Here is a 19,757-nt window from a genome sequence, read left to right as displayed (position 1 = left end):
CGAGCGTCGCCCAGCCGCACCGCGGCAGCCGGGCATCTGCGAGCAGCATCCGAGGTGCCATCAGCGACTCCGAGGAGGACCAGGTGTCCACCGAGTTCCCGCAGTCCGCATCACGCCGCGCACCCGTGGCCACCCTGAGCACCGTTCTCGCGATGCAGGAGACGCTGCTGCCGGCGGATCTCCCGGTGCTGCCGTGCGTCGACCTGGCCGGCCGGTACCTGTTCGCCGAGGACGGGACGTCCGCCGGCGGCGACTGGTTCGACGCCGTCCCGCGTGCCGGCGGCGGCGTGGCCCTCGTGGTGGGGGACGTGCTCGGGCATGGGATGCGCGCAGCCGCGACGATGGGCCAGCTGCGCGCGGTCCTGCACGAACGACTGCGGGAGAACGTCGGGCTGCTCGAGGCCGCGGCATCGGCCGAACGCTACCTCGCCGACCTGGCCGACGGTGACGCGCGCGCGACGCTGTGCATCGCCGACCTCGATCCGCGCACCGGGGCGCTGGAGTACCTCACGGCCGGCCACCCGGCGCCACTGCTGGTCGGAGGGAGGCACGCGGACTTCCTGCCGCTGACCGGCGGTCCACCGCTCGGCACGCCCGACGCCGTCCGCCGCACGCGGTCGGCTCGGCTCGCCGTCGGCGATGTGCTCCTGCTGTACTCCGACGGGCTGATCGAGCGCCCCGGAAGGTCGTTCCAGGCCAGTATCGACGAGCTGCGGGAGGTCGCCGAAGCGGCGGTGCGCGGCGCGTCGGGCCCCGGCGCCTCCGGCCGGCCCGTCGAGCGGGCCTGCGCGATCACCCTCGAGCGGCTGATGCGCTCCGGAGGCCACCGCGACGACGTGACCGTGCTGGCGGCCGAGCGGCAGCTGCCGACCGCGCCGCTGCGGCACGCGATCGTCAGCACGGAGCGCGGCGCCGATGCCCTGAGGGCCTCGATGGACGCGTCGGCCCGGTGGCTGCACGACGCCCATCTGCGAGCCGCAGACCGGGTCGCCGCCCAGCACGTCGTCGGCGAGCTCGTCACCAACGCGATCAACCACGCCTACGCCGACCGCCGCCCGGGACCGATCGAGCTGGGGATGTCGATCGACGCCGAGGGGCGGATCGACATCGCGGTGGACGACCACGGCCGTTGGCAGGCGCCCGCCGCCCGCGGCGGGTCCCAGCGGGGCCTGCAGATCGTCGCCGGGCTCGCCGACGAGCTGCGCCTGGACCGCCGGGACGACGGCACGGCGGTGAACGCGCGGTTCCGGCTCACCCGGGAGGCCGACCTGCTCACCGCGCTGCCCGGCGCCGCGACGCCGGCCGTCCGCGACGCGGAGGAGTTCGCCGTGGAGGTCGACGACGCGAACCACGCGGTGCGGCTGCACGGACCGATCGACGACTACGTCGCGGACACCCTGCGCGCCGAGCTGTCGCGGCTCAGCGACAGCGGCGTGCACATCGCCGTGGTGGACGTCGGAACGGTGACGCACATCTCCAGCGGCGCGGTGCGTGTGCTGCATCAGTTCACCGCGGCGCATCATGAGGCGATCCTGCTGGTCGCGCCGGCGGACACGACCGCGCACCGCGTCCTGGAGATCGCCGCCGTCCCGCACGTATCGAACGCGTAGCTCTGGGCCGCGGCCTGTGGGCGGTCCTCAGCCGATGGCGTTGTCGACGACCTTCTTGGCCTCGTCCTGGATCTTCGCGAGGGTGGCCTCGCCCTTGAACGACTCGGCGTAGATCTTGTAGACGTCCTCGGTCCCCGAGGGCCGGGCGGCGAACCAGCCGGTCTCGGTGGTCACCTTCAGGCCGCCGATCGGCGAGCGGTTGCCGGGCGCCTCGGTGAGCTTGGCGGTGATCGGCTCGCCGGCCAGGACGGTCGCCGACACGGCGTTCGGGTTCAGCTTGCCCAGCTTGGCCTTCTGCTCGGGCGTCGCGGCGGCGTCGATCCGCGCGTACGCCGGCGAGCCGTACTGCTCCACCAGCTCCTGGTAGAGCTCGGAGGGCGTCTTGCCGGTGACCGCCTTGATCTCGGAGGCGAGCAGCGCCAGGATGATGCCGTCCTTGTCGGTGGTCCACACCTTGCCGTTGCGGCGCAGGAACGAGGCGCCCGCGGACTCCTCGCCGCCGAACCCGATCGAGCCGTCGACGAGGCCGGGAACGAACCACTTGAAGCCGACCGGTACCTCGATCAGCCGGCGGCCGAGCGACTCGGCGACGCGGTCGATCATCGACGACGAGACGAGGGTCTTGCCCACCGCGGCCCTCGATGGCCAGCCCGGCCGGTTCTCGAAGAGGTACTTGATCGCGACGGCGAGGTAGTGGTTCGGGTTCATGAGCCCGGCGTCCGGCGTGACGATGCCGTGCCGGTCGGCGTCGGCGTCGTTGCCGGTCGCGATGTCGAACTTCGACTTGTTGGCCACCAGGGAGGCCATGGCGTAGGGCGACGAGCAGTCCATCCGGATCTTGCCGTCCCAGTCCAGCGTCATGAACGACCACGTTGGGTCGACCTGCTCGTTGACGACGGTGAGGTCGAGGTCGTACCGGGCGGCGATCTCGCGCCAGTACGCCACGGACGCACCACCGAGCGGGTCGGCGCCGATCCGGACGCCGGCCTCCTTGATCGCGCTCATGTCGATGACCGACTCGAGGTCGGAGACGTAGCTGTCGAGGTAGTCGAACACGCCCGTCGTGGAGGCCGAGCGGGCCTCGTCGATGGACACCCGCTTGACGCCGCCGAGGCCGGTCGCGATGAGCTCGTTGGCGCGGTCCTGGATGCGGCTGGTGATGTCCGAGCCGGCCGGCCCGCCGTCCGGCGGGTTGTACTTGAAGCCGCCGTCGCCGGGCGGGTTATGCGACGGCGTCACGCACACGCCGTCGGCCCGGTCCGAGCGGCCGCTGCTGTTGTAGGTGAGGATCGCATGCGAGATCGCGGGGGTCGGGGTGAATCCGCCGCGGGAGTCGACCCGCACGCGGACGTTGTTGGCCGCGAACACCTCGATGGCGGTCTGCTTGGCCGGGCCGGACAGGGCGTGGGTGTCCTTGCCCATGAACATCGGCCCGGTGATGCCCTCCTTGGCGCGGTACTCGCAGATCGCCTGCGCGGTCGCGGCGATGTGGGCGTCGTTGAACGACGTCTTCAGCGACGAGCCGCGGTGCCCGCTCGTCCCGAACGACACCTTCTGCCCCGGCACGGCGATGTTCGGCTGGCGCTCGTAGTAGGCGGCGATGAGCTCCTCTACGTTGACCAGGTCCTTCTTCGTCGCCTTCTTGCCGGCACGTGGATCGTTCGTCATGCGTCACCCTCTTCGCGGTTGGTACCTGCATCATCTTTCCGCTACGGCGAAGCGGCGTGCAAGTACGTGACCATATCGCCTGGTGGGACCGTGTTTCCCGGCCGGTGCGGCTACCGGGCGGCGGTCGGCAGGATCGGGTCGAAGAACGCGTCGAGCTCGTCGTGGGCGTCCAGGGGGAGCACCGCGGCGACGTACTGGTCGGGGCGGACGATGACGAGCGCGCCGGCCTGCCGGTCGATGCCGCGCTGGGTGAAGACGTCCGGTCCCGGGAAGTCGCCGCCCATCGGGCAGAACACCTTCTCGTAGTCGATGAGGCCGTAGCGGCCGGTGCGCGGCAGCAGCAGCGCCGGCAGGGACTCGAGCGGGACGTCGCGGTGCGGCTGCTGCAGTATCGCGCGCAGGTCGAGCACGGCGTCGACATCCTGCTCGGCCTCGCGGCGCAGCACGGACGCCGGGGCGCTCAGCCGCTCGCACAGTGCGACCAGCCGCGAACGCGGATCGGCGACCGGCGCGGCGTCGGCGAAGGCGTACAGCCGCCAGCGGCCGTCCGCCCGGGCGGCGTGCCCGAGCTCGACGGTTCTGGCGTCGGCCAGCCTGATCACCGGCGCCGACGCGAAGCGCATGCCCACCGCGAAGCCGGTGGCGAGGTGGCGGTGCGCGGTGCCTGCGGAGGTGATCAGCGACGGCCGGTACCGGGTCGCGGTGCCCGCGGTGAAGCGACCCTGCTGCTGGAAGTACGCCTGGAACGCCGACGGGTCGACGCCGCCGGCGTCCTCGCCGGTGCTCGGCGCCGCGCTGAACATGGCCGCGAACTCCCGGTCGAAGTCGATCAGCTCCTGCGCGATGGCCTGCCGCTCCTCGGAGTAGGTGCGCAGCAGCTCGGGCGCGTGCGTGCCGCGCAGGACCCCGGCGAGCTTCCAGCCCAGGTTGAACGCGTCCGCCATCGAGACGTTCATCCCCTGCCCGGCCTTGGCGCTGTGCGTGTGGCAGGCGTCGCCGGCGATGAACACCCGCGGAGGTCGCGAGCCGTCGTCGGAGGCGTCGTCGAAGCGGTCGGTCAGCCGTTGGCCGATCTCGTACACCGACCACCATGCGACCTCCTTCACGTCGAGCGTGTAGGGGTGCAGGATGCGCTGCGCGGTCTGCGCCAGGCTCTCGGGAGTGACGCGGTCGCGGTCGACGTGCTCGCCGGGGGCCAGCTCGTCGAGCTCGATGTAGAGCCGGACGAGGTAGCCGCCCTCGCGCGGGATGATCAGCATGTTGCCCTCGGCGGCCGAGTGGATCGCCGCCTTCAGCCGGATGTCGGGGAAGTCGGTCACCGCCAGGACGTCCATCACGCCCCACGCCTGGTTCGCCGCGTCGCCGCCGAGCCGCCGCCCGATGGCCTCGCGGACCGCGCTGCGGGCTCCGTCGCAACCGACGACGTACTTCGCGCGGATCGTCTCGCTCGTGCCGTCGGCCGCCGCCGCGACGACCGTCACCGGGTGCTCCGCGGCGTGATCGACGCCGAGTGAGGTGAGGGCCAGCCCGTAGTCCGGCCGCAGGCGGGTCGGCGACGTGGCCATCACGTCCAGCAGGTAGTCGTGCACGCGGGCCTGGTTGACGATGACGTGCGGCATCTCGGACAGGCCCGGCTCGGTGTCGCGGATCCGGCCGCTGCGGGCGATCCGGGTGCGGTCGGTCTCGTCGGGGCGCCAGAACACGGTCTCGTTGACCCAGTACGCCTCGGCGAGCATCGGCTCGCTCACGCCGAACGCCTCGAACATCTCGACCGACCGGCACGCCACGCCGTCCGCCTGGCCGAGCTGCAGAGGGCCGGGTTTGCGTTCGATGATCCGCGTGCGGATGTCGGGGAAGGCCGCCAGCTGGGCGGCCAGGACCAGGCCGGCCGGCCCGCATCCGACGATCAGGACGTCGACCTCCGAGCGGTCGCCGGGAGCGTCCGGAGCGGCCGGGTGGAGGCGCGGATCGCCGGTGTAGAAGCCGTCACGATAGAACTGCACGTCGTTCTCCCCGCGCTGGAATATCAGGACTCCTGATAATATAGCGCGGCGGACCGGCCGCGGCGACCCTCACGAGGAGACGACGTCCCGCCGCCGTACGCCGTACGCGCCCACCACGAGCAGCACCAGGGCGATCGCCAGGTGCAGGGCGACTGTTCCCCAGGCGAACGGACCGTCGGTGACGGCCGGGGCCGTCGTGTACGGCGAGATCCTCAGCAACCAGTCCGGTGCGTTGAGCAGGCCGCCGAACATCGCGATCGCGAGGGCCACCCCGACGATGATCCATACCAGCGCGCCGAAGCGCGGCAGCCAGGCGTACGCGCACAGGCAGGCGCCGGCGATGATCCACAGCGCCGGGATCTGCGCGGCGGCGCTCCCGAGGACCTTGCCGAACGAGGCGTCCGGGGTGGACAGCGACGCGGACGATGCGACCGCCAGCCCGCAGCCCAGCATGATCGTGCCGATCCCGGCGTACGCCGCCAGCACGTGCCCGGCCAGCCAGCGCAGCCGGGGGACCGGCGTGGCCAGCAGCTGCTCGGCGCGGCCGGACTGCTCCTCGTCGTAGACGCGCGCGAACGCCTGCGCGACGTAGAAGCCGACGATCATCGCGATCATCCCGACGGCGGTGCCGATGAAGGTCTGCACGATCGTCTTCGAGCCGCCCATCCGTTCCAGGATGATCTGGATCTGCGGGCTGGTCGTCGCGATCTGGGAGACGGCATCGGTGAGTGAGCCGAACAGCAGGCTGAAGACGATCCCGCCGAGCAGCCAGGAGACCCACGCCGCGCGGTGCTGGCGCCAGGCGAGGGCGGTGGTGCTCCGCAGCCGGGCGGCCGCCGCGGCGGGACCGGTCGACCGCTCGATGATCCCGGCCCCGACGTCGCGGCGCAGCTGCAGGCCGGCGGCCACCGCGAGCAGCACGACGGCGAGCGCCACGCTGAGGCCCAGCACCCACCACCGCTCGCCGTTGTACGGGCGCAGCTGCTGCGCCCAGCCGACGGGTGAGAGCCACGACAGCCACGCGACGGCGTCCGCCGAGTCGCCGAGACCCCGCAGGACGTACGCCGCACCGAGGGCCGTGCCGGCGAGGGCGGACGCCGCCCGGCTGTAGGTGGACAGCTGGCTGGTGACCGCGGCCAGGGCCGCGAACACCACCCCGCACAACGCGCTCGCGAGCCCGAAGGCGACGGAACCGGTCGGCGGCGTGCCTGCGGCGACCATCGCCGTGGCCAGCACGACGCCGAGCAGCAGGCAGCTGCCGATGCTCGTGATGAGCGCGGCGGCCAGCGGCGCCAGCCGGCCCACCTGTCCGGCCGTGACGAGCTCGGAGCGGGCCTTCTCCTCGTCGGCGCGGGTGTGCCGGACGACGAGGAACAGCGCCATGAGCGCGACCAGGGTGGCCAGGGACCCGCCGAGCCGCCACTCGGTGAAGCCGCCGGGGGTGCTCAGCCCGTGCACGGGGCCGGTGACGAGCGCGATCGCCTTGTTCGTGCCGAACTGCACGTCCAGATTCTGGCGGTCGGCGACCGACGGGTACAGGGCCACGTAGGCATTGGCCGTGCCGAAGGCGAGGGCGGGCAGCGCGAGGATCCAGGCGGGGATCCGTACCCGGTCCTGGCGCAGGTTGTGCCGCACCAGGGTCGGCGTCCCCACCAGCACACCACGCGGACGGTCGCGGCCGGGGCCCGGCGTGGGGGTGGGGTGCGACGCGCGCGCCGCCGTGCGCGAGGTCATCTCGCGGTCGCCGGCCCGGGCGCGGGCGCGTCGCCGTAGTGCCGCAGGAAGATCTCCTCGAGCGACGGCGGCTGCGACTCGAGGGAGCGGACCCCGAGATCGGACAGCGCCCGCACCACCTGCTGCAGGTCGGCGTCGTCGACGTCCAGCTCGACGCGCCGGCCGTCGATGCGCAGGTCGTGGATTCCGGGCAGCGCGGCGAGCCGCTGCGGGTCGCCGTCCACGACGGCGTGGATGGAGGTGCGGGTGAGGTGCCGCAGCTGGGCCATCGAGCCGCTCTCGACGATCCTGCCGGCGCGGATGATCGAGATCTGGTCGCAGGCGTGCTCGACCTCGGAGAGGATGTGGCTGGACAGCAGCACGGTGGCACCGTCGGCGCGCGCCTCGACGAGGGTGTCCTGGAAGTGCTTCTCCATCAGCGGGTCGAGGCCGGCGGTCGGCTCGTCCAGCACGAACAGGTCCGCCGGTCTGCTGAACGCCGCGATGATGGCGACCTTCTGCCGGTTGCCCTTGCTGTAGGCGCGGGCCTTCTTGGTCGGGTCGAGGTCGAAGCGATCGATCAGCTCGGCGCGCCGCCGGGCGTCGACCCCACCGCGCAACCGCGCGAGCAGGTCGATCGTCTCGCCGCCGGTCAGCGTGGGCCAGAGCGCCACATCGCCCGGCACGTAGGCGATCTGCCGGTGCGCCTGCGGCGCGTCGTACCAGGGGTCGAGGCCCAGGATGCGGACCTCGCCGGCGTCCTTGCCCAGCTGGCCCAGCAGCACGCGGATGGTGGTGGACTTGCCCGAGCCGTTCGGGCCGAGGAAGCCGTGCACCTCGCCGGCCGCGACCGTCAGGTCGAGCTCGTCGAGGGCGACGTGCTGCCCGAACCGCTTGACGAGCCCGCGGATCTCGATGGCGCTGCTCATGAGACGAGAATACGAACCGGCGATCGGTCCGCACCACTGCGCGACGGCCCCGGGCGGTCCCCGCTCCCGGGCGCTACCGTCGAGAGAACCATCGCGGCGGGAGGGCACGTGGGCGACAGCGTCAATCGGATCAGCAAGGACACCCGGCTGTGCATCTCGCTGTCCGGACGTCCGTCGAACATCGGCACCCGCTTCCACAACTTCCTGTACGCCGAGCTCGGGCTGGACTTCGTCTACAAGGCGATGACGACCGACGACATCGAGGCCGCGGTCGGCGGGATCCGGGCGCTCGGCATCCGGGGCGCGGGGATCTCGATGCCGTTCAAGGAGGACTGCCTGGCGCTCGTGGACGTCGTGAAGGACTCGGCGGCGGCGATCGGCGCGGTCAACACGATCGTCAACACCAACGGCCGGCTGGCGGCGTACAACACCGACTTCCAGGCGGTCGAGCTGCTGCTGCGGCAGAAGCAGATCGACCCGGCGATGAGCTTCGCCGTGGTCGGCAGCGGTGGCATGGCCAAGGCGGTGGTCGCGGCGCTGCGCGATCACGGCATGACGAACGGCACCGTGGTGGCGCGCAACGAGACCAACGGGCGCGCGCTGGCGCAACAGTACGGCTTCCGCTGGCGGCAGGACGTCCTCGGCGACGTCGACCTGCTGGTCAACGCCACGCCGATCGGGATGGACGGCGGCAACGAGGGACGGCTGCCGTTCGCGGAGGAGCGGATCGCGGCGGCGTCCGCGGTGCTCGACGTCGTCGCGACGCCGGAGGTCACGCCGTTCCTGGCCGCGGCGGCCGAGCGCGGCCTGGTCACGATCACCGGCGCCGAGATCATCGCCTTGCAGGCCGCGGAGCAGTTCGCGCTGTACACCGGCGTCCGGCCGACGCCCGAGCAGGTCGCGCGGGCGAGCGCCTACTCCCGCGCCCCGTGACAGTGACCCTCTCGCGGTGGGTTGTGCCCCGCTGCGGGCCCGATAGCGGGGTGCAACCCACCGCCAGACACTGCGAGCGCGCCGGCCGCGGCTACCGGGCGGTGTTCCGCTTGATGCTCCAGTAGCCGACGACGTCGGCGTACCCGTTCGGCACCTTCTTCTCGCGACGCACGAACGAGCGGATGTCGCGGGTGGCGGCAGCCTCGGCGCTCATCCAGACGTACGGCGCTCCCGGGAGCCAGGCGGCCTCGCGCACCGCGGCCGGCAGCAGGCTGGCGGCGTGGCCGTGGTCGGGATTGTGCACCCACGAGACGGCGACGTCCGCGGCGGAGACGACCTCCTGCTCGTCGTCGGCGGACTGCACCTCCAGGATCGCCACCGCGCGCCGGCCCGCCGGCAGCTCGCCCAGGATCCGCAGGGCCGCGGGCAGGCCGGTCATGTCGGCGACGATCAGCTCCCAGTCGACGGGCCCCTCGGCGCCGTAGCGGCCGTCCGGGCCGCTGATCGCGATGCGTGAGCCCGGCGTCGCGGTGCGCGCCCACTCCGCGGCCACGCCGGCCTCATGGACGACGACGTCGATGGTCAGCCGGGCCCCCTCGACGGCCCGCACCGAGTACCAGCGGCCCTCCCGCGGCACGCCGTCCGGGAACGACCATCCCTTGCCCTGGCTGACCGGCAGCACGGCGGGCTCGCCGGCCGGCGTGGGGAAGAACAGCCGCACCCACTCGTCGGCGATTCCGGACGACGCCCAGTCGCCGTGCACCTCCAGGACGACGCGGCGCATGTGCGGGGTGAGCAGCGCGTTGCTCACGACGTCGGCGAAGTACGTGGTGGTGGTGCGGTCCATGGTCCCGATTGTCGCAGGGGCCACTAGTCGACCGTGTAGTCCTCCGCGGCGCGCCGGGCGGGCGGCGCCTGCCTGATCGCGCGCCAGACGCGTTCGGGGGTCAGCGGCATGTCGAGGTGCCGGATGCCGTAGGGCGACAGCGCGTCGATCACGGCGTTCTGGACCGCGGGCGTCGCGCCGATCGTGCCGGCCTCGCCGATGCCCTTGGCGCCGAGCGGGTTGTACGTCGTCTCGGTCTCCTGGGTGCTCAGCGTGAAGCTGGGCAGGTCGGCCGCCGTCGGGATCGTGTAGTCGATGAGGGAGGCGGTCAGCGGGTTGCCGGACTCGTCGTAGACGAACTCCTCGTAGAGCGCCTGGGAGATGCCCTGCGCGATGCCGCCGTGCCGCTGCCCGTCGAACAGCATCGGGTTGAGGATGCGACCGGCGTCGTCGCAGGTATACATCTCGCGCACGCGGACGCCGCCGGTGTCGGTGTCGACCTCCACGACGGCGAGGTGGGCGCCGAACGGAAAGGTCGGGCCCACGCCGTTCCACACCCGGTACGCCGACAGGGGGTCGCCGTCGGCCAGCTGCGTGAGGGGCACCGAGGCGGACGCCGCGGCCCCGCGGACGATCACGGCCTGCCGCTCCTTGTCGATCTGCAGGTCCCGCGGGTCGGCCTCCAGCAGGTCGGCCGCCCGCTTCTTGATCGCCTCGACGAGGTCCTCGGTGGCGGCGTGCACGGCCGTGCCGCCGAGCTGCAGCGAGCGGGAGCCGCCGGTGCCGCCGCCGTGCGGGATCAGATCGGTGTCGCCGTGCAGCACGGTGATCTTCTCGACCGGTACGCCGAGCTGGTCGCTGACGATCATCGCCCACGACGTCGCGTGGCCCTGGCCGTGCGGGGAGGTGCCGGTCAGCACCGTCACCGTGCCGTCCGGGTGCAGCTCGACGGTCGCGTTCTCCATGTCGCCGCCCATGGTGATCTCGACGTACGTCGCGAGGCCGATGCCGAGCTGCACCGGGTCGCCGGCCGCCCGGCGACGGCGCTGCTCGTCGCGCAGCCGGTCGTACGACGCCACCTCGAGCACCTTCTGCAGCGAGCCCTCGTAGTCGCCGGAGTCGTAGACGGCCCCGCTCTTGACGGTGAACGGGAAGGCGCCGGGCCGGATGAAGTTGCGCCGCCGCACCTCCGCCGGGTCCATGCCGATCTCCGCGGCGAACATGTCGACCGCCCGCTCGATCGCGGCAGCGGCCTCCGGGCGCCCCGCGCCGCGGTAGGCGCCCACCGGCGAGGTGTTCGTGACGACCGACTCGGCGCGGCTCTCGACGGCCGGGATGTCGTAGCAGCCCTGCGCCATGCGCCGGGTGCCCATCGGCAACATCGCGCCCATCCGCGGGTACGCCCCGGCGTCCTGCAGGATCTCCAACGAATACGCCTTGATCTTCCCGTCGGCGCCGCCGCCGATCCGGACGGTCTGGATCTGGCCGCGGCCGTGCACCATGCCGACCAGGTTCTCGGTGCGGTGCTCGATCCACGTCACGGGGCGGTTCAGCACCCGCGCGGCCGACGCGATCACGGCGTGCTCGGGCTCGCTGCGGAACTTCGCGCCGAAAGCACCGCCGACGTCGGGGGTCAGCACGTGCACCTTGGCCTTGTCGATGCCGAGCATCATCGCCAGCTCGGCCTGCGCCGCCTGCGCGCCCTGGTTGGACAGCCACATCGTCAGCCGCCCGTCGTCGTCCCACACGCAGGCGCCGGCCCGGCCCTCGAGCGGGACGACGGCCAGCCGCTGGTTGACGATCTCCTGCTCGACGACGACCTCGCAGCCGTCGAAGAGGCCCGGGTCGGTCGGCTCGTCGAAGCCGTGCGCCACCGTCACGTTGGTGCCGGCCTCGGGGAAGAGGTAGTCGGTGCCGTCGCGCGCGACCTTGGGATCGACGATCGGGTCGAGCCACGCGATGTCGGCATCGACGTACTCCGCTGCGTCCATCGCCGCCGCCTCGGTGGTCGCGACGACCAGCGCGATCGGCTCGCCGACGAAGCGGACCCGGTCCGTCGCGAGGGCGTTGCGGTTCATGTTGCGCTCGAGGGGCCGCAGCTGCGGCGGGATCGGGAGCATCGGCAGGTCGCGGGCGGTGTAGACGGCGACCACGCCGGGGAGCTGCCGGGCGGCCGTCGTGTCGATCGAGACGATCTCGCCGTGCGCGATGCTCGAGCGCACGAAATGCGCGTGCAGGGAGCCCGCGAGGCGGTCGTCGACGACGTCCGCGGTGTACGTCGAGGCGCCGGTCAGCAGGCGGGGGTCCTCGGTCCGGAGGACGCGGGTTCCGAGGATGCTCACCGGGTCATCCTGTCCCATTTCCCCCGCGCCATCAACACGGGACCGCTTTCGCCCGCCGAAACGCGACCTGCGGCGTGCTTCGGTACCGAAACGGCGGCGGATCGGTACCGACGTACGCCGCGGGTGCGCGGTGCGGCTGCTGGGTAGGCTGGCCCCGGCGGCACCCTGGGTCGCCGCGAGAGCGACCTGGAGGCCTGCATGCTGCGCGACCGCGCCACCGAACCCCGTGAGCTCGATGCCGGCGACCTCGACCTGACCGGCATCGTCCGCCCGGGCGACACGCTGGTGTGGGGGCAGGGCACGGCCGAGCCGACCGCGCTCACGAACGCCCTGGTCGCGCAGCGGGCCGGCATCGTGGGGGACGGCGAGCGGCTGAACATCTTCCTCGGCGTCACGCGCGGCGGGACGCTCACGGTCGAGCACACCGACTGCTTCCGCTACTTCGGGCTGGGCGGCCTGGGCGAGACCTCCCGGCTGTCGAAGGTCGGCGCGATCGATGTGCTGCCGATCCGGCTCGGCAGCGTCACCCAGCTGATCCGGCAGGGCCTGCTGCGTTTCGACGTCGTGTTCGTGCAGCTCAGCGAGCCGCGCGACGGCGTCTGCTCGACCGGCCTGATCGGCGACATGCTGCAGGAGGTGATCCGTCGCGCCCGAGTGGTCGTCGGCGAGGTGAACCCCAACGTCCCGTTCACCCACGGCGACACCCAGGTGGCGTGGAGCGACCTCGACGTCGTGGTGCGCAGCGACGGTCCGCTGATGCAGTGGCCGGCCGCGCGGCAGAGCGACGAAGCCCGACGGATCGCCGAGCTCATCGCCGAGCGGGTGCCCGACGCGGCGACGATCCAGCTGGGCATCGGCGCGGTCCCCGAGGCCATGGCCTCGGCGCTGCACGGCAAGCGCGACCTCGGCGTGCACTCCGGCATGATCACCGACGCCGTCCTCGACATGATCGAAGCGGGCGTGGTCACCAACGCCCGCAAGCCGATCGATCCGGGCGTGACGGTGACGGGCCTGGTTTTCGGCAGCGACCGGCTGGCCCGGTGGGCGGACGACAACCGCGAGCTCGGCGTGCGCTGCCTGGACCACACGCACGGCGTCCGGGCGCTGTCGGCGTTCGACGACTTCTGGGCGATCAACTCGGCCATCGAGGTCGACCTCTACGGGCAGGTCAACGCCGAGCTGATGGGTGGCGCGTACGCCGGCGGCATCGGCGGCCAGCTCGACTACGTGCGCGCGGCCATGACCTCGGACCGCGGCCGATCGATCATCGCCTTCCCGGCGGCGGCCGCCAAGGGGACCGTGTCGCGGATCGTCTCCCGGCTCGCGGACGGCGTGGTGACGACCCCGCGCGCGGACGCCGACCTGTTCGTCACCGAGCACGGCGTGGCCGACCTCCGCGGCGTCCCGCTCGGCGAGCGGCCCGCGCGGCTGATCGCCATCGCGCACCCGGATCACCGCGAGGCGCTGTCGCAGTCCGTCGCGCAGCAGTCCCGGTAGCGGCGGTCCGTCGGCCGAGGCGCGACGGGCGGCTCAGCGGCCCGGTCGGCTCAGCGACGCCGGCCGGCTCGGCGGCGCCGGTCGGCCGCCGGCCTGGTCAGTAGGGCCACGTGGCGAGAGCGTCGTTCGCCAGCAGCAGGGCGAGCAGCAGCCGGGCCTTGCGCCCGGCCAGGGGTCCGGCGGACAGCAGGCCGCGCGACAGCAGGTCGATCTCGCTGCCGGGGTAGCCGTAGGTGCGAGCCAGCATGTGGCCCGATCCGGTGCGGGAGGCCAGGACGACCGGCAGTTGCCGGGCGAGCGCCGCGACGCGCTCGACGGCGTCGGCGCTGACGTGCCCGCCGCCCACGCCGTCGATGACCACGCCCGCGTAGCCGGCGCCGGGCACCGCGTCGAGGATCCGCAGGTCCTCGCCGAGCGACGCCTGGACCAGCGCGACCGGCGGCACGGGACCGTCGGGCAGCGCGATCGGCGGAGCCGGCTCGGGCCGGTAGCCGAGCCGGACGGCGCCCTCGTGCACCCAGCCGAGCGGACCGGCCTGCGGGCCCGAGGTGAACGTCGCGATGCTGGCCACGTGCGCCTTGCGGACCCACAGCGGGTCGTGCAGCTCGTCGGCGAAGGCGACCACCGCGCGGACGCCGGCCAGAGCGTCGTCCGCCGCGGCGGTCACCGCGGCGAGCAGGTTGGCCGGACCGTCGGCGCCCGCGAGGGTGGGGTTGCGCATCGCGCCGGTCACCACGACGGGTCGCTCGGCCGCGTTGAGCAGCGACAGCAGATACGCCGTCTCCTCGAGCGTGTCGGTGCCCTGCGTGACGACGACGCCGTCGGCGCCGTCGGCGACCGCGCGCGCGGCGGCCCGAGCGACGTCCACGACGAGGTCGATCGTGAGGCTGGACGAACCGACCTGGGCCAGCTGCTCGGTCGTGATCTCGGCGATCCCGGAGAGCTGCGGGACTGCCGCCACGAGGTCGGCGCCGGTCAGGCCGGGGCTGACGCCGGTGGGTGATCCGGGCCGGGGAGCGGTGGAGGCGATCGTGCCGCCGAGGGAGATCACGTGAACGCGAGGCATGCGAAATAGCCTAGGAATCGAAAACGCCTCTCGGGCGACGGGGCACCTACGGCGGGGGGTCCGGGGTGCAGCGCCCGAGAGGCTGCATTCGAATGCGTGCCAAGTGTAGACCTCATCGGGTCGCCCGCTCCACAGGCCCGCGGGCATCTAGCACACCTCACCGCCAATTTACGAGCCCGGCGGCGTGATCCACTAGCCTCCCCTTATGGCGCAGAGTGAACGGCTCATCACGGCGACCACGGCACGGTTGGCGTTCACCCTGTTCGCGGTCGCCATGTCGTCGCAGGCGGTGTCCCCGTTGCTGCTGTACTACACCAACGACCTGCGGCTGTCCGGCACGATGCTCACCGTGTTCTTCGCGGTCTACGCGCTGGGGCTGGTGCCCGCGCTGCTGCTGGGTGGCGCGCACTCGGACCGCATCGGACGACGGGCGGTCGTGCTGCCGTCGGTCTTCCTGGTGGTGTGCGCGGTCGGTGCGGTCGAGGCCGCCGCGGCCTTCGGGGAGACCGCGCTGATCCTGGCGCGGTTCCTCCAGGGCCTGACCGCCGGCGCGGTGTTCACGGTCGGCACCGTGTGGCTGCGCGAGCTCGCCGGCGCACATCTCGCGCAGCGGGCCGCGATGGTCGCCAGCGGAGTGATGGCGGCCGGGTTCGCCAGCGGACCGCTGGTCTCCGGCGTGCTGGTGCAGTGGGTGCCCTGGCCGAAGATCGTCCCGATGCTGCTGCCGGCGCTGCTGCTGATGATCTCGCTGCTGCTCCTGCGCTCGGTCCCCGAGACGGTGACCGAGCGTCGGGAGGGACGGATCCGCATCGGGGTGCCGGCCACCGCGCGGGCGGGCTTCTTCGTCTACCTGCTGCCCATCGCGTTGCTGGTGTACACCCCCGCGATGCTGGCGCTGACCATCTTCCCGCTGCAGATCGCCAAGACCGGCGTGACGGTCATCTACGTGCTCGCCGGGGTCTCGCTGTTCTTCGTGCAGGGCAGCGCCGCGCTCGCGGCGATCTACGCCCGCCGGTGGGGTGCCACGACGTCCGGCTGGCTGGCCGGGCTGCTGTGCGCGCTCGGCTGCTTCTGCGGCTACTTCTCGGTGCTGCCCGGCGGATGGCCGTGGCTCGTCCCGGCGTCCCTGCTGATCGGCTTCTCCGGCGGCCTGGCGATGACCGGCGGGCTGATGGTCTCCGACCTCCTCGCGCCGCCCGACCGGCGCGGCGCGCTCGTGTCGATGTTCTACATCGTCGTGTACTTCGGGTTCATGGTGCCGACCATCTTCGCGCTGATCGCCGGCAAGGAGTCGCTCGAGAAGGGATCGACCATCGTCGTGCACGGCGTCGTCGCCCTGGTCATCGCGGCGCTCCTCGGTGGCCCCGGCCGAGCGATCCTGCGGCGCTCGGCCGGCGACGAGCGGATGCCGGCGACGCGGGCCGGCAGCCGGTAGCCGCTACTCCTCGAGCGCGCGGTCGATCCGGTCGACCTTCGCGGTGAGCTGCCCGGTGTAGCCCGGGCGGATGTCCGCCTTGAGCACCAGGCCGACCCGGGGCGAGGCGGCGGTGACGACGTCCACGGCGCGCTTGACGACGGCCATCACCTCGTCCCACTCACCTTCGATGTTGGTGAACATCGCATTGGTCTCGCACGGCAGTCCGCTCTCGCGCACGACGCGTACCGCGGCGGCGACGGCGTCGGTGACCGACCCGTCGGGGTCGGTCGACATGGGTGACAGCGAGAAGGCGACGATCATGGTGGGACTCCGTATCTCTAGACGTCGAGCTCTGGATAGCCGTACGACGCGTCCGCGGTGACGTGCCGGCCGCGCGGCTGCAGGTGCCGCCGTCCGGCCCACACGACGAGCGCCGTGAGGCCGGCAGCGGTAGTGGCGACTCCGAAGGCCAGGTTCGCGGAGTACCTGTCGGTCGCCAGGCCGGACATCGAGGTCCCCACGGCCACGCCGAGCGCGATCATCGTGCCGATCCAGGTGAACCCCTCGTTGGTCTGCTCGCGGGGCACGATGATCTCGCAGATCGTGAACGACGTGATCAGCGTGGGAGAGACCGCGACGCCGCACAGCGCGACGAACACCGCCATCAACCAGACGTTCGGGATGATCAGCGTGGGGAGGGTGGCTACGGTGAGCGCCGACAGCAGCAGGGCGAGGCGCCGGTTCAGCGGCGCCAGCCAGTCGATGGTGCCCCACACGATCCCGGCCACCATCGAGCCGATGGCGAGCGCGGCGATCAGCACGCCGGCCATCTCGCTGTGGCCCTGCGTCCTGGCGTACGCCGTGAGCACCAGCTCGAACGTGCCGAGCACGACGCCCATGGCCAGCCCGACGACGCACAGGATCATCAGCCCGGGGATGCGGATCGGCGAGCGGGTGCCGTGCGGGACCTCGTCGCGGCCCGGGGGCGGCTCGGTCGCCGTCTGCGAGGCCAGCAGCACGCTGCCGACGACCGCCAGCCCCGCCGCCACCGTCATGCCGAGCGGCGCGTGACCGGTCGTCGACAGGAACGTCACCAGGACCGGGCCCAGGATGAAGCAGAGCTCCTCGATCACCGACTCCATCGCCAGCGCGGTCGGCAGCCGGGTGGAGCCCTCCAGGAGATAGGACCAGCGGGCGCGCAGCATCGAGCCGACCGGCGGGATGAACCCGCCCGCGATGGCCGCCGCGACGTACAGCACCCAGGTGGGGGCGTGATTCTGCACCGCGACGATGAACATGGCGGCACCGGAGCCGAAGAGGATGACCACCGGGATGAGGACCTTGCGCTGCCCGAACCGGTCGGCCAGCCGGCCGAGGACCGGGCCCAGGAAGGCGGTGGCGACGGCGCCGACGGCGGCCACCGTGCCACCGAGGCCGTACGACGAGCCGGGGTACGCGCCGACGACGAGGAAGACCGAACCGAGACCGACCATCGACAGCGGCAGGCGACCGATGAAACCGAACAGCTCCATGACGCCGGTGCGCGGGGTGCGCAGGACCTCGCGGTAGGGGCCTAGCACGCGATCACCACGAAAACACGCTAGCCGATGGTCGCCGTCCGCGCGGCGGTGGTGCGGCGGCGGCGTCCGGGCACGGCTGCCCCGGCACGGTACCGTGGAGGCTCAGCAGAAGTCGTCTGGCACACGGGAGGCCATCACCGATGACAGGACCTGGCGAGCCGGGGCAGGGCGATCCGTCGGACACGGACTCCGCGCGCGAACGGCTCGGCCGCCACGCCGCACCGGACGACGAGGAGACCGCCCCGGCGGCGCCGTCCGACTCCTCCTCGCGACGGGGCCGGCACGCGGGTCCGCCGAGCGGCGATCTGCCCGCCCAGCCGGACGGCGAGAGCGGGCCCGGATCGGCCGCCGACGTCCGACCGGCCGATCCGACGCTCGGTGCCGACGTACCGGTCGACGGCGTCCCGGTGGCGGGATCGACTCCGCTGGACGGCGACCCACCCGCCGACGGCGTCCCGCTCGCGGGGTCCGATCCCGTGCCCGGCGACGCGCCGGGTGACGCGCAGCGCGACGACGAGGCGTCCGCGGCGCCCGCCGAGCGCCGACGGCACGCCGCCACCGGCTCGTCGTTCCGGGTGCCGGGCTGGATGATCGCGGTCGCCGGGGTCGTCGTCCTCGGGCTGATCATCTGGCTGGTCGTCGCGCTCGCGAGCGGCGGCGACGAACCGAAGGGCGGCTCCGCGGCCTCGAGCTCGGCGGCGGCGACGGCGTCCACGTCGGCGAAGCCGACGCCGGTGAACGCCGAGTCGCTTCCCCAGGTGCTCTGCATGGGGTCCTCGTACGTGATGGTCCAGACCGGCGAGTCGACCGAGCAGCTGCTCGCCGATCCCAAGGCCGCGGAGGCCAAGTTCCCCGGCAGCAAGCTCTCGACCATCCCGGCCGGCTGCGTGGCGAACTCCGACGTCCGCGACGAGGTCGTGCTGGCCCTGGGTCCGTACACCTCGATCCAGGAGGCCTGCGCCGCCGGCAAGACCCTGCAGCAGCAGGGCGTGCAGTTCAAGGCGTACGCGGGCAGCGCGGACGCCGGCCTGACCGAGACCAGCTGCCCCTAGCCTCTGGACGGGGCGCCGCGACGAAGGCGGCCCCTACCGAAAGCGGGGTTCGACGGCGAAAGCGGGGAAACTTCCCCGCTCTTGCCGACAGAGCCCGCTTCGGCGCCCCCGCGCCGAAGGCCGTCAGGTGAGGACGGCGTCGCCGGGGTTGGCCCGGCGGCGGCGCAGCCCCCGGCGCGCCGGCCGGTCGGGGCGCCCGAGGGTGGCGCCGATGCCGGCCACGACGACGACACCGATCGCCGCGATGGTCAGCGGGTCCAGGTGCTGGCCGAGCATGAGCGCCCCGGTGAGGACGCCGGCCGCGGGCTCGAGCGCCAGCAGGATCGAGAACATCTTCTTGGGCATCGTCTTCAGCGCCTGCATCTCGAAGGTGTACGGCAGCACCGAGGAGAAGAGCGCCACGGCGAGACCGGGCAGCAGCAGCCCGAGGCTGAGCACCGCGCCGCCCGAGGTCACGATGCCGAACGGCAGCAGCATGACCGCGGCCGTGGCGAGCGCGGCGGCGAGCCCTTGGTGGCCCGGTACGACGGTCGACACCCGCGCCCCCAGCACGATGTACGCGGCCCAGGCGGACGCCGCGAGCAGCGCGAACAGGACACCGAGCAGATCCAGCGATCCGGCGTCGGCGTTGTGCACCCCGATGGTGGCCACGCCGGCGAGCGCGAGCGCGACCCAGAGGAAGTCGCGGGGCCGGCGCGACAGCGCCGCGGCGAGCCCGAGGGGCCCGAGGAACTCGAAGGCCAGCGCGATGCCGAACGGGATGCGCGCGATGGCGGCGTAGAAGAAGCTGTTCATGAGGGCCAGCGACAGCCCGAACATCAGCACGACCCGCCACTGCGGGCGCGACCACGACCGCAGCCGCGGGCGGGTGACCAGCAGCATGACGAGCGCGGCCAGCCCGAGCCGCAGCGTGGTGACGCCGGTCGACCCGGCCCGGTCGAACAGCGTGGTGGCGTAGCCCGAGCCGACCTGCAGCGAGACGATCGAGCCCATCACCAGCAGCACCGGCAGCAGCCCCGCGCGCGGCCGGGTGGCCCCGCCGGGGGACGTCGTGGTCGGGGACGCCGCCGGTCGCGTGGCGCTGGTCATGGCATCCAGTCTGCGCCGCCGCAGCGATGTAT

Annotated in this window: 15 protein-coding genes; 5 read left to right on the top strand and 10 right to left on the bottom strand. The window is 72.7% G+C overall.

Annotated elements, in window-relative coordinates; genetic code table 11:
• Window positions 1-83: 83 nt before the first annotated feature.
• Complete coding sequence (locus F8A92_RS07765; RefSeq protein ID WP_153504597.1) at window positions 84-1,610, top strand: SpoIIE family protein phosphatase; 1,527 nt, start codon at window positions 84-86, stop codon at window positions 1,608-1,610.
• A gap of 27 nt (window positions 1,611-1,637) precedes the next feature.
• On the opposite strand, the gene pgm is transcribed toward F8A92_RS07765, so the two are convergent.
• The 4 genes from pgm to F8A92_RS07745 all read right to left on the bottom strand — a co-directional run bounded on the left by pgm (window position 1,638) and on the right by F8A92_RS07745 (window position 7,923).
• A complete protein-coding gene (pgm, locus tag F8A92_RS07760; RefSeq protein WP_153504596.1) occupies window positions 1,638-3,278 on the bottom strand; it encodes a phosphoglucomutase (alpha-D-glucose-1,6-bisphosphate-dependent) in 1,641 nt (546 codons plus the stop codon).
• Between the two features lie 110 nt (window positions 3,279-3,388).
• Window positions 3,389-5,281: an FAD-binding monooxygenase gene (locus F8A92_RS07755; RefSeq protein WP_153504595.1), complete on the bottom strand. Its 1,893-nt coding sequence runs from the start codon at window positions 5,279-5,281 to the stop codon at window positions 3,389-3,391.
• A gap of 69 nt (window positions 5,282-5,350) precedes the next feature.
• A complete protein-coding gene (locus F8A92_RS07750) occupies window positions 5,351-7,015 on the bottom strand; it encodes an ABC transporter permease (RefSeq protein WP_153504594.1) in 1,665 nt (554 codons plus the stop codon).
• The gene (locus F8A92_RS07745) at window positions 7,012-7,923 is read right to left on the bottom strand and encodes an ABC transporter ATP-binding protein (RefSeq protein ID WP_153504593.1); all 912 of its coding nucleotides are present in this window, start codon (window positions 7,921-7,923) and stop codon (window positions 7,012-7,014) included. Before F8A92_RS07745 ends, F8A92_RS07750 begins: the two co-directional genes overlap by 4 nt.
• 108 nt (window positions 7,924-8,031) lie before the next feature.
• On the opposite strand from F8A92_RS07745, the gene F8A92_RS07740 reads away from it, so the two are divergent.
• Entirely contained in the window at window positions 8,032-8,856 is an 825-nt protein-coding gene (locus tag F8A92_RS07740; protein ID WP_153504592.1) for a shikimate 5-dehydrogenase, read from the top strand.
• Window positions 8,857-8,947: 91 nt separating this feature from the next.
• On the opposite strand, the gene F8A92_RS07735 is transcribed toward F8A92_RS07740, so the two are convergent.
• On the bottom strand, window positions 8,948-9,703 hold the full coding sequence (locus tag F8A92_RS07735) for a siderophore-interacting protein (protein WP_153504591.1): 756 nt from the start codon (window positions 9,701-9,703) through the stop codon (window positions 8,948-8,950).
• Window positions 9,704-9,726: 23 nt separating this feature from the next.
• Window positions 9,727-12,024 (bottom strand): xanthine dehydrogenase family protein molybdopterin-binding subunit, encoded by a 2,298-nt coding sequence (locus tag F8A92_RS07730; protein WP_153504590.1) that lies wholly within the window; start codon window positions 12,022-12,024, stop codon window positions 9,727-9,729.
• Window positions 12,025-12,222: 198 nt separating this feature from the next.
• Here F8A92_RS07730 and F8A92_RS07725 point away from each other — a divergent pair, with 198 nt between their 5' ends.
• Window positions 12,223-13,521, top strand: coding sequence for an acetyl-CoA hydrolase/transferase family protein (locus tag F8A92_RS07725; protein ID WP_153504589.1), 1,299 nt, complete (start codon window positions 12,223-12,225; stop codon window positions 13,519-13,521).
• A 97-nt stretch (window positions 13,522-13,618) separates the two neighbouring features.
• On the opposite strand, the gene F8A92_RS07720 is transcribed toward F8A92_RS07725, so the two are convergent.
• Window positions 13,619-14,587, bottom strand: a complete 969-nt coding sequence (locus tag F8A92_RS07720) for an asparaginase domain-containing protein (protein ID WP_153504588.1) — start codon at window positions 14,585-14,587, stop codon at window positions 13,619-13,621.
• Window positions 14,588-14,792: 205 nt separating this feature from the next.
• Between F8A92_RS07720 and F8A92_RS07715 the strand changes: the two genes are divergently transcribed.
• Window positions 14,793-16,022 carry an MFS transporter gene (locus F8A92_RS07715; protein ID WP_153504587.1) on the top strand — a complete coding sequence of 410 codons (1,230 nt, stop codon included), beginning with the start codon at window positions 14,793-14,795 and terminating at the stop codon, window positions 16,020-16,022.
• Between the two features lie 3 nt (window positions 16,023-16,025).
• Here the strand turns inward: F8A92_RS07715 and F8A92_RS07710 are convergent, their stop codons facing one another.
• Window positions 16,026-16,325 (bottom strand): thiamine-binding protein, encoded by a 300-nt coding sequence (locus F8A92_RS07710; RefSeq protein ID WP_153504586.1) that lies wholly within the window; start codon window positions 16,323-16,325, stop codon window positions 16,026-16,028.
• Between the two features lie 17 nt (window positions 16,326-16,342).
• Window positions 16,343-17,584, bottom strand: a complete 1,242-nt coding sequence (locus tag F8A92_RS07705; protein ID WP_153504585.1) for an MFS transporter — start codon at window positions 17,582-17,584, stop codon at window positions 16,343-16,345.
• A gap of 140 nt (window positions 17,585-17,724) precedes the next feature.
• Between F8A92_RS07705 and F8A92_RS07700 the strand changes: the two genes are divergently transcribed.
• On the top strand, window positions 17,725-18,636 hold the full coding sequence (locus F8A92_RS07700; RefSeq protein ID WP_153504584.1) for a hypothetical protein: 912 nt from the start codon (window positions 17,725-17,727) through the stop codon (window positions 18,634-18,636).
• Window positions 18,637-18,759: 123 nt separating this feature from the next.
• Here F8A92_RS07700 and F8A92_RS07695 read toward each other — a convergent pair whose 3' ends face one another.
• Entirely contained in the window at window positions 18,760-19,725 is a 966-nt protein-coding gene (locus F8A92_RS07695; RefSeq protein ID WP_153504583.1) for an EamA family transporter, read from the bottom strand.
• Between the last annotated feature and the right edge of the window lie 32 nt (window positions 19,726-19,757).

Origin of the sequence: Cumulibacter manganitolerans (genome assembly GCF_009602465.1) — a bacterium.
GTDB classification, from domain to species: domain Bacteria; phylum Actinomycetota; class Actinomycetes; order Mycobacteriales; family Antricoccaceae; genus Cumulibacter; species Cumulibacter manganitolerans.
The sequence above is the reverse complement of the archived record's forward strand: the minus strand, read 5'-3'. Positions and strand labels throughout refer to the sequence as shown.

Bases quoted from the DNA above. Each gene is read 5' to 3' on its own strand.
- F8A92_RS07695 (WP_153504583.1), bottom strand. From the start codon at position 19,725: ATGACCAGCGCCACGCGACCGGCGGCGTCCCCGACCACGACGTCCCCC.
- F8A92_RS07710 (WP_153504586.1), bottom strand. From the start codon at position 16,325: ATGATCGTCGCCTTCTCGCTGTCACCCATGTCGACCGACCCCGACGGG.
- F8A92_RS07725 (WP_153504589.1), top strand. From the start codon at position 12,223: ATGCTGCGCGACCGCGCCACCGAACCCCGTGAGCTCGATGCCGGCGAC.
- F8A92_RS07735 (WP_153504591.1), bottom strand. From the start codon at position 9,703: ATGGACCGCACCACCACCACGTACTTCGCCGACGTCGTGAGCAACGCG.
- F8A92_RS07750 (WP_153504594.1), bottom strand. From the start codon at position 7,015: ATGACCTCGCGCACGGCGGCGCGCGCGTCGCACCCCACCCCCACGCCG.
- F8A92_RS07700 (WP_153504584.1), top strand. From the start codon at position 17,725: ATGACAGGACCTGGCGAGCCGGGGCAGGGCGATCCGTCGGACACGGAC.
- F8A92_RS07715 (WP_153504587.1), top strand. From the start codon at position 14,793: ATGGCGCAGAGTGAACGGCTCATCACGGCGACCACGGCACGGTTGGCG.
- F8A92_RS07720 (WP_153504588.1), bottom strand. From the start codon at position 14,587: ATGCCTCGCGTTCACGTGATCTCCCTCGGCGGCACGATCGCCTCCACC.
- pgm (WP_153504596.1), bottom strand. From the start codon at position 3,278: ATGACGAACGATCCACGTGCCGGCAAGAAGGCGACGAAGAAGGACCTG.
- F8A92_RS07745 (WP_153504593.1), bottom strand. From the start codon at position 7,923: ATGAGCAGCGCCATCGAGATCCGCGGGCTCGTCAAGCGGTTCGGGCAG.